Origin of the sequence: Micromonospora sp. URMC 106 (assembly GCF_051386395.1) — a bacterium.
In the GTDB taxonomy this organism is placed as follows: domain Bacteria; phylum Actinomycetota; class Actinomycetes; order Mycobacteriales; family Micromonosporaceae; genus Micromonospora.
Genome location: NZ_JBPQTP010000173.1, coordinates 1 through 8,454, shown reverse-complemented (window position 1 = coordinate 8,454; position 8,454 = coordinate 1). Strand labels below are relative to the sequence as shown.

The window sequence follows — 8,454 nt, the reverse complement described above, 5'->3', positions numbered from 1 at the left end:
GGCCAGGTCGAGCACCTGGAGGTAGAGCCGCTCGCTACCGATCTCCGCGTACCGGCCGATCTTGTCGACGACCTCTGCGGGGGTGCCGGCGTCGGTCGGGGGCCGGGCGTCGTGCCCACCGGGTACGCCCCGGCCGGCGGCGGCCCGGCGCCGAGCGGGCCGATCTCCTTCGCCGGGTGGAACACGTCGCCCCGTGGGGCGGGGTCGTGGTAGGTGCTCATCGGCGTAGGGTTCCCCGACGACGCCGGTGGTAACCGCTGCCGACCGGCCGGTGACAGCCGACGACCACGGCCGGGCAGACAGGGGATCGACGTGGAACTGGACGGTGCCAGAGTGACCCGGACGGGCGGCCCGCCGCCTCCCCCGGGCGGCGACGCGCCGCCCGGCGACGCGACCGGGGCGGTGCCGGGCACCAACTGGGCGGGCAACGTCAGCTACGCCGCCCGCCGGCGGCACCGGCCGTCCTCGCTGGACGAGGTGCGCCGGCTGGTGGCGGGCAGCGACCGCGTCCGGGCCATCGGCACCGGGCACTCGTTCAACCGGCTCGGGGACACCGCCGGCGACCTGGTCTCGCTGGCGGGGCTGCCCGCGACCGTCGCGCTCGACCCGGACCGGGGGACCGTCTCCGTGCCGGCCGCCATGCGGTACGGGGACCTCGCCGCCCGCCTGCACGAGCGGGGGTACGCCCTGGCCAACCTCGCCTCCCTGCCGCACATCTCGGTCGCCGGGGCGGTCGCCACCGGCACCCACGGCTCGGGCGAGACCGTCGGCAACCTGGCCACGGCGGTCGCCGGGCTGGAACTGGTGACGGCCGACGGCGACCTGCTGACCGTGGACCGGGCGGCGGACGGGGACACGTTCGCCGGGATGGTGGTCTCGCTCGGCGCGCTGGGCGTGGTCACCCGGCTCACCCTCGACGTGGTGCCCGCGTACGACCTGCGCCAGTACGTCCGCCTCGGCCTGCCCCGCGAGGCGCTGGACGCGGCGTTCGCCTCGGCGTACAGCGTCAGCGTCTTCACCGACTTCCGCGGTCCCCGGCTGCGGGAGGTGTGGCTGAAGCAGCACGCGGACGCCGCCCCGCCCCCGGCGGACTGGCTGGGCACGACGGCGGCCGACGGGCCGCGGCACCCGGTGCCCGGCCTGCCGGCGGAGAACTGCACCGCGCAGCTCGGCGCGCCCGGGCCGTGGCACGAGCGGCTGCCGCACTTCCGGCTCGGCTTCACCCCGAGCAGCGGCGACGAGCTCCAGTCGGAGTACCACGTGCCGCGCGGCGCGGGGGCGGCCGCGCTGGCCGCGCTGGAGCCGGTCGCGCACCTGATCGCGCCGGTGCTCCAGGTCTGCGAGCTGCGGGCGGTCGCGGCCGACGGGCTCTGGCTCAGCCCGAACCACGGGCGGGACAGCCTCGCCCTCCACTTCACCTGGGTCGCCGATCCGGCGGCGGTGCTGCCGGTGGTGGCGGCGGTGGAGGAACAGCTCGCCCCGTTCGTGCCGCGCCCGCACTGGGGGAAGGTCTTCGGTCTCGCCCCGGCGGCGGTCGCCTCGGCCTGGCCCCGGTACGCCGACTTCCTGGACCTGGTGAGCCGGCTCGACCCGGCCGGGAAGTTCCGCACCGACCTGCTGGACCGCTACTTCCCCCGAAGCTGACGGCCGGGCTGGCGCCTTGCCCAGGGGCTAGCGGCCGGGCCGGCCGGCGAGCTGCTCGCGCAGGCTGCCGCGCTGCACGGCCCGGCTGATGTCGCTCGGCGAGACGATTCCGACCAGTCGGCCGTCGGTCACCACCAGGGCCCGCCCGTCGGCGCACTCGCTGAGCCGGGGCAGCAGGTCGTTCAGCGACTCCTCCGGCCGCGCCAGCACCAGCTCGTCGGCGCGGCAGGCCACCTCGCCCAGGGTGGTGGCGGCCCGCCGGTCCGCCGGGATGCCGCGCACCCGGTCGAGGGTGACCAGGCCGACGGGGCGGTCGTCCTCGGTCAGCGGCAGCGCCGAGTGCCGGTACGCGAAGAGGTAGTGGTCGACGAAGTCGGCCACCGTCATCTGCCCGGACGCGGTCTGCGGCTGCGGCGTCATCACGTCGGCGACCCGCACGCCGCGCAGCGCGCTGCCCATCCGGGCCTGCCGTTCCTCCATGCCGGCGGCGCCGATCAGGAACCAGCCGATCAGGGCGAGCCACAGCCCGCCGAAGCCGACCCCCGCCAGGAACTGCCACAGCCCCAGGCCGATCAGCAGCGCGCCGAGCACCCAGCCGGCCCGGGCGGCGACGACCGACGCCTTCGTCCGGTCGCCGGTCGCCTTCCAGACCGCCGCGCGCAGCAGCCGCCCGCCGTCCAGCGGGGCGGCGGGGAGCACGTTGAAGACCGCGAGCAGCACGTTGATGCCGGCCAGCCAGGACACCGAGCCGAGCAGCAGCCCGTCCGCCCCGGCCAGGGCGAGCACCACCGCGATCGCGCCGAAGAAGAACCCGATCAGCAGGCTCACCAGCGGGCCGACCCCGGAGATGCGCAGCTCCGCGCCGGGGTTGGGCGCCTCGCCGCGCAGCTCGGCCACCCCGCCGAAGAGCCACAGGGTGATGCCGCCGACCTCCAGCCCGTTGCGCTTGGCGACGACCGCGTGCGAGACCTCGTGGGCGAGCAGCCCGAGGAAGAAGACGACGGCCGCGGCGAGCCCGGCGAGGGCGTACGCGATCACCGGCCGGTCCGGGTAGGCCCGGGGGAACTGGTTGACCGACAGCCCCCAGGCGATCAGCGCGAAGATGACCAGGACGCTCCAGTTGACCCCGACCGGAACGCCCGCGATCCGGCCGAGCCGGAAACTCGCCCTCATGCCTGCGTACTACCCGGGACGGTCACACCCATGCGCCAAGACGGTGCCGGGGCCCGGCGCGGCCCGTCAGGCCGTCGGGGGCGGGGCGGGCAACTCGTCGACCACCACCACCTCGGTGCCGGGGCGGACCTCGGCCAGCAGCTCCCGCTGCCCGCTCTTCGTCAACCGGATGCAGCCGTTGGTGGTGTTCTCGCCCAGCTCGCCGTCGTGGTACCAGCTGTGCACGCCGATGTGCGCGCCGCGCAGGCCGGGTGGCACCGAGTCCGGGTCGTCGGGCACGGAGCCGAGGGCGAAGATGTCCACGCCCCCGTACACGCTCTCCGGCGGCGGGGTGCGGCCGAGGATGAAGGTGCGGCCCAGCGGGGTCTCCTGGCCGCGCTGGCCGAGGCTGACCTCCCAGGAGCGGACGGCCCGCCCGGCGCGGTACCAGGTCAGCCGGTGCGGTCTGCGCTCGACCACGATCTGGTCGCGCAGCGGCACGGTGGTGAAGCCGCCGGGTGGCAGCCAGGCGAGGGTGCGGTTGGCCGAGGGAAGCAGCACCGCGGTCCAGCCGGCGCGCCGCTGGGCGATCGGCATGGTCAGCTCGACGCCGCTGATGGTGGGGTCGAGGAAGGCCAGCGGCTTGCCGCCGGGGGCGGTGTAGGCGGCGATCCGGCGGGTCGGGTGCAGGCCCTCGGTCAGCGGCGTGGTGTCCAGCGCGCCCGGGTCGGCCGGGAAGCCCTTGGGCGCCGGGTCGTAGTCGACCACCGGCAGGTCGTCCGGCGCGGGCGCGGCCACCGGCACCCGCTCCGGGGGCGTGGCGGTCGGCGCCGCGCGGGTCGGCGCGGGCGGACCGACGACCGGCGGGGCGGGGGGCGCGTCGCCGGGCGTCTGCGCCCAGCCCGTGGCCCCGGCGGCCAGCAGGAGCAGGGGTACGCCGACGGCGGCGGCCAGCCGGCCGGCCTGTCGCCGGGTGATTCGGTCAAAACGCACAAAGACACTGTAACGGGTGGAGAGGGCCGGAACCCCCCGTCCCGGCCGGAATGTCGGCCGGGGCGGGGGCGTCGGTCGCGGCGTCAGCTCAGGCGCGCGCCGGCGTGGATGGCGATCGCGTCGTGGGCGGGCACGTCGGCCGCGAACCAGCCGTTGCCGTCCACCGTGATCACCGGCCCGCTGCACGTGCCGTTGCCGAAGGTGCCGTGGATGACGTCGCAGTAGCGGCCGGCCGGCAGCCCGGTGTAGTAGGACCGGCCGGTGATCGCGTGGTCCTCGTCGTTGACGGTCAGGTAGCCCCGGCCGGTCCGGCTGAAGGCGATGTGGTTGTTGCCGTTGTCGTACCAGTTGGCGACGCCGGCGCCCTCGGTGGCGTTGCGGAAACCGACCATGTTGGCGATCACCGGCCAGCGGTGCTCGCACTCCCAGCCCGAGTAGCAGGTGGTGTCGAGGGTCCGGCCCGAGCCGTCCGAGGGTGGGCCCTGGTCGCGCTGGCTGAACGTGTAGCTCGACATGACCGTCGGGGAACCGTACGGCCAGCCGAGCATGAACGCGTTGGCCAGCGCGTAGATGCCCCGGTCGCGGTAGGTCAGCACGCCGCCCACGTCCCGCTGGGTGTCGTGGTTGTCCACGAAGACCGCAGCCGAGGCGCTGGGCAGGTGCCCCCAGCCCTCGCCGAAGTTGCGCAGGTAGGCGAGCCTCTCGGAGCGGAAGACCCGGGCCAGGTCCTTGCCGTAGCGGAACTCGTGCACGTCGCCGTTGCCGGTGTACTCGCCCGGCTGGATCGGCTCACCCGCGCCGTGGATGACCTCCTGCACGATGTACGCCGAGCGGGACAGCTTGCCCTTGATGGCGGCGATGTCGGCGGCCGGCATGTGCTTGCTGGCGTCCATCCGGAAGCCGTCGACGCCGAGCGAGAGCAGGTCGTTGAGGTAGCCGGCGATCTTCGTCCGGACGTAGTCGGACTCCGTCTTCAGGTCGGCGAGGTTGACCAACTCGCAGTTCTGCACCTCCCACCGGTCGCCGTAGTTGGCGATGTCGTCGCCGCCGTTGCGGCCGCAGTGGTGGAAGTCCTGCGTCTGGTAGATGCCCGGGTAGTCGTAGTGGCCGTACGACGAGCCGGCCCAGCCGGTGCCGCCGTTGTCCTGCCCGGACATGTGGTTGACGACCGCGTCGACGACGACCTTCACGCCGGCGGCGTGGCAGGTGTCGACCATGGACTTGAACTGGGCGCGGGTGCCCTTGCGGGACTCGATCCGGTAGCTGACCGGCTGGTACGCCAGCCACCACTGCGAGCCCCGGACGTGTTCCTGCGGCGGGGAGACCTGGACCCAGCCGTAGCCCTTCGGGCCGAGGGTGGTCCGGCACTCGGTCGCCACCGAGGCCCAGTTCCACTCGAAGAGGTTGGCGATGACCTTCTTGCTGCCGGCCGGCGCCGCGGTGGCCGGGGGTGCCGTCGCGGTGACGGGGACGATCAGGCTCGCGATCACGCCGAGGGCGACGATCGCCGACAGACGCCGACGTCTCTGCATCGAGGACTCCTGACGGGGGTGCGGGGGACGGGTGGCGGTGCGGGCCGGAACCGGGTGGCGGTGCGGGCCGGGGGAAGCTCGCTGCCGGTGTCTTGCATGCCGGCCTGAAAATTTCTGAAAGATTACAAGCGTGTTGCGACGGCTGTCAACGAATGGACATGTGTCACTGCGCAGGGCGCCACGACGGGCGGCCGGACCGGACCGGGTCCGCTCCATGCCACGCGGTGGCCGGACGGACCGGGCCCGCCGTACACGCGCGCCGCGGCCCGACGGTTCGACGCCCGTGCGGAGAATTTCGCCGCGCCGCTGATCCGCCCGCCGCGCCGGTCCGTACTCGATGGGGAGGCAGGCGGTGCGCCGCCGCGAGACGATCGAGGAGCAGATGGCCCGGGCACAGCAGAACCAGAAGGCGGCCGTCCGGACCGCCAGCACCAGCCGGGGGGTCCGCACCCGGTCCCGCCCCGCGGTGGTCCTGTTGACCGTCTCCGCGCTCGCCGCCGCGTGGGCCGTCACGATGCTCACCGGCGTCGGCTCCACGGCGTACGCCTACGGGTTCTTCTTCACCGAGTTCTTCGCCGGGGTGATCGCCCTGGTGGCGCTGAGCCTCACCGTGATGCTGGGGCTGCTCGCCACCGACCGGCTGGTCCTGCTGATCCGGCACCGGGTGCTGCTGCAGTCCGCGCACCGGGCCACCGGCATCCTCGGCGTCGCCGGGCTGGTCTGCCACGTGCTCACCAAGGTCGCCACCGGCCGGGCGGCGAGCACCGACGCGGTGGTGCCCTTCGTCGGCGGGCGGGGCCTCTACGTCGGGCTCGGCACCGTGGCCGCGCTGCTGATGGTGAGCGTGCTCTGGACCGGCGTCGTCCGGGCCCGCTTCGCCGGTGTCGGTCCGAAGTGGCTCTGGCGGACGCTGCACTCCGCCGCGTACCTCTCCTGGCCGTTCGCCATCCTGCACGGCCTCAACGCCGGGCGACCGGCCGGTTCGTGGGTGGTGCTGAGCTACCTCGCCTGCGTCCTGCTGGTCGTGCTGGCGCTGCTGGTCCGGCTCTCGGTGAGCCTCGGCCGGCGCAGCCGGGAACGGCACCAGGCCGCCGCGATGAACGCGGCGCTGGCCGGCCGGCCGGCCGAGGACGCCCGGGGCCGGTCGCTGCTCCGGGGCCGGCGCCGTCGTGGGGCGACGAAGCAGGACAGCCCGGACTGGGCGGAGGCCACGGTCGCCGGGACGTGGACCGCGCCCGCCGCGCGACGGCCCGACCCGGAGCGGTTCGCCGTGCCCGTCGTCCCGGAGCCCGGAACGCTGCGCGAGCCCGTGCGCCCCGGCCGCCGCCGGGAGGAGGAGCCGGCGATCCGGGGGGAGGGGGGCCGGTCCCGCCGCCGCGCCCCGGAGCCGGCGACCGGCCGGCGCCGCGACGAGGAGCGGGAGCCCTTGGTCGGGCGCCCGTCCCGGCGCGAGGAGGAGCGGGAGCCGGTCGTCGCGCGCCCGTCCCGGCGTGAGGAGCAGCGGGAACCCGTCGTCGCGCGGCCGTCCCGGCGCGGCGAGGAGGAAGCCGCCCCGGCCGGCCGGCGCCACCGGTACGCCGAGGACGGCCCCCGCCGGGCCGAGGTGGCGGCGGGCGGCCGCTACTCCGCGCCGCCCCGCCGGGCGGAGCCCGAGGAGCCCTGGGACAGCCCGCTCCGCTGGGCGAGCAGCCCGCCAGTCTCGGCCGGCTCCGTCTCGGCCGGGCCGGTCTCCGGTGGGCCGATCTCCGGCGGACCGGTCTCCGCCGCGCCGCGCAGCGGCGGGGGCCGGCACAGCGCCGAGGACGACCTGGACGTCGAGCCGGACTACTGGCGCCCCCCGGCCCGGTACGTCCCGGACGACGTTCCGCTGCCCGCCGACGACACCCCGACCCTGGTCGACCTCGCCTCCCGGCGGGCGCGCCGGGCCGCCGGCGAGGGCCGGTCCGGGCGCCGCCGCCGCGCCACCGCCGACGCCGTCGACGGGGCGTACTGGGCCGGGCTGCGGGGAGAGGCGAAGTGACGCGTACGACCGTGCCCCCGGTGGCCTGCGTCGGCGAGGCCCGGCTCACCGCCGGTTTCGCCGAGTTCGGCCGGCTCGACCTGCCCGCACACGAGGAGGTGCACGGGCCGCTCGGACCGATGGAGCCGGCCAACCTGCTCCGGCTCGCCGAGGGTGCCCAGCTCAGGGGCAGGGGCGGGGCGGGTTTCCCGTTCGCGCGCAAGCTCCGCGCGGTGCTGGAGTCCGGCGAGCGGCAGGACCTCTCGGCGGTGGTGGTGGTCAACGCCACCGAGGGGGAGCCGGCGAGCTGGAAGGACAAGGTGCTGCTCACCCGGGCCCCGCACCTGATCCTCGACGGCGCGGCGCTGGCCGCGTACGCGCTGGACGCCGACGAGATCATCGTCGGGGTAACGGACGACGGGGTGGGCCGCGACTCCCTGACCGAGGCGCTCCAGGAGCGCCGGATGCCGGTGCCCACCAGCATCGTCACCGTGCCGCACCGGTTCATCTCCGGCGAGGGCGGCGCGCTGGTCAACGGCATTAACGGCCTGCCGCACATCCCGCCGGGCACCAAGCGGCGCTCCAGCGACTCCGGCGTCGGCGGGCTGCCCACCCTGCTCTCCAACGCCGAGACGTACGCCCAGCTCGCGGTCGCCGCCCGGCTCGGCCCGTACGAGTACGCGGCGCTCGGCACCGACGACGAGCCCGGCACGGTGCTGCTCACCGTCACCGGCGCGGCGCGGCGGCCGGCGGTGGTGGAGTGTGCCGCCGGCACGCCGCTGCGGGAGATCCTCGACCTCTGCGAGGCGCCGGACGGGCCGGGCGTCCTGACGGGCGGCTACCACGGTAAGTGGATCACCCAGGAGGCGGCGGACCGGGCCGTGATCTCCCGCGCCGGGCTGGCCGCGGTCGGCGGCACCCTCGGCGCCGGCATCATCGTCCCGCTGGGCGCGGACACCTGCCCGCTCGGCGAGGCCGCCCAGGTGGTGCGCTACCTGGCCGGTGAGTCGGCCGGGCAGTGCGGGCCCTGCCGGATGGGACTGCCCGACCTGGCCCGCGCGGTCGACCTGGCGGTCTCCGGCAGCGCCCCGGTGGAGGTGGTCCGCGCCGCCGCCGGCGACGTGAAGGGCCGGG

At 75.6% G+C, this 8,454-nt stretch carries 7 protein-coding genes; 4 read left to right on the top strand and 3 right to left on the bottom strand.

Annotated features, from left to right (window positions below; all coding sequences use genetic code 11):
• Together ACSNOB_RS30685 and ACSNOB_RS30680 are read left to right on the top strand one after the other, a co-directional pair.
• Nucleotides 1–213 (top strand): hypothetical protein (locus ACSNOB_RS30685; RefSeq protein WP_436690790.1); only part of this gene is annotated, 213 nt, incomplete at its 5' end.
• Nucleotides 214–402: 189 nt separating this feature from the next.
• Nucleotides 403–1,644 (top strand): FAD-binding protein, encoded by a 1,242-nt coding sequence (locus tag ACSNOB_RS30680; protein WP_436690792.1) that lies wholly within the window; start codon nt 403–405, stop codon nt 1,642–1,644.
• A 27-nt stretch (nt 1,645–1,671) separates the two neighbouring features.
• Here ACSNOB_RS30680 and ACSNOB_RS30675 read toward each other — a convergent pair whose 3' ends face one another.
• The 3 genes from ACSNOB_RS30675 to ACSNOB_RS30665 form a co-directional block, all read right to left on the bottom strand.
• A complete protein-coding gene (locus ACSNOB_RS30675; protein WP_436690788.1) occupies nt 1,672–2,817 on the bottom strand; it encodes a site-2 protease family protein in 1,146 nt (381 codons plus the stop codon).
• Between the two features lie 66 nt (nt 2,818–2,883).
• On the bottom strand, nt 2,884–3,789 hold the full coding sequence (locus ACSNOB_RS30670) for a L,D-transpeptidase (RefSeq protein WP_436690786.1): 906 nt from the start codon (nt 3,787–3,789) through the stop codon (nt 2,884–2,886).
• Nucleotides 3,790–3,872: 83 nt separating this feature from the next.
• Nucleotides 3,873–5,321: an alpha-amylase gene (locus tag ACSNOB_RS30665; protein ID WP_436690784.1), complete on the bottom strand. Its 1,449-nt coding sequence runs from the start codon at nt 5,319–5,321 to the stop codon at nt 3,873–3,875.
• A 352-nt stretch (nt 5,322–5,673) separates the two neighbouring features.
• Here ACSNOB_RS30665 and ACSNOB_RS30660 point away from each other — a divergent pair, with 352 nt between their 5' ends.
• Together ACSNOB_RS30660 and ACSNOB_RS30655 are read left to right on the top strand one after the other, a co-directional pair.
• A complete protein-coding gene (locus ACSNOB_RS30660) occupies nt 5,674–7,341 on the top strand; it encodes a hypothetical protein (protein ID WP_436690782.1) in 1,668 nt (555 codons plus the stop codon).
• The coding region (locus tag ACSNOB_RS30655; RefSeq protein ID WP_436690780.1) for an NADH-ubiquinone oxidoreductase-F iron-sulfur binding region domain-containing protein at nt 7,338–8,454 on the top strand (1,117 nt) is incomplete at its 3' end. The genes ACSNOB_RS30660 and ACSNOB_RS30655, both read left to right, overlap by 4 nt.